The sequence below is a fragment of the Mesorhizobium sp. M8A.F.Ca.ET.021.01.1.1 genome, assembly GCF_003998025.1.
Lineage (GTDB): Bacteria > Pseudomonadota > Alphaproteobacteria > Rhizobiales > Rhizobiaceae > Mesorhizobium.
Genome location: NZ_RZSJ01001049.1, coordinates 1 through 702, shown reverse-complemented (window position 1 = coordinate 702; position 702 = coordinate 1). Strand labels below are relative to the sequence as shown.

Annotated in this window: 2 protein-coding genes; both read right to left on the bottom strand. The window is 62.0% G+C overall.

From position 1 onward, the window contains the following. Positions 1-242 (bottom strand): ATP12 family protein (locus EOA36_RS36510; RefSeq protein WP_281040122.1); only part of this gene is annotated, 242 nt, incomplete at its 3' end. An 11-nt stretch (positions 243-253) separates the two neighbouring features. Then, positions 254-702, bottom strand: a 449-nt coding sequence (locus tag EOA36_RS36505; protein WP_145969559.1) for a DMT family transporter, incomplete at its 5' end; no start/stop codon positions are given.

The window sequence follows — 702 nt, the reverse complement described above, 5'->3', positions numbered from 1 at the left end:
GCGAACTCGTCGGCAACCAGCGCCGCGGCCGCCTCGGTCGGCAGCGCCAGCAACGCCTTGCCCGGGGTGCGCACCGGCCTGCCGTCGAGTTGCACGGCAAAGCCAGCTTCCACCGGCACGACCGAAACCTCCTTGTAGAAGCGCTTGGGCAGCGGCGTCTTCATCTGGATCTGGGCGCGACGCACCGGATCCGGATCGGAAAGATACTTGCCCGCTTCGAGGTCGTTGAGGATATCGCGCATGAAAATCTCTTTCACACCGGCGTCAGCTTGCGCGCCGGCCGGTTGACGATGATCAGGCCCGCCGCGATGAGACCAAGTGCCAGGAAGATGCGAATGGTCAGCGGCTCATTCAAGAACATCGCGCCGCATAAAACACCGAAAACCGGCGAGAGGAAGGTGAAGCTCGACAGGCCGGAGGCCGGATAGCGGCGCAGCAGCCAGAACCACAGCACATAGGTAAAGGCGACGATATAAATCGCCTGGAAAAGCAGCGCCAATGTCGGCAGCAAGGCTGGATCGCGAACCGGCGGGCCTGCGAGAGGCATCACCAACACGCCAACGACCGCCGCGCCGGCGAGTTGATAGAGCAGCAGCTTCTCCGCGGTTGCCTCGACCAGTTTCGATCGCTTGATGAGGATGTTGGTCAGAGCCCAGAAAAACCCGGAACCAAGACTGAGGAGATCGCCGAACAGCATGTCTC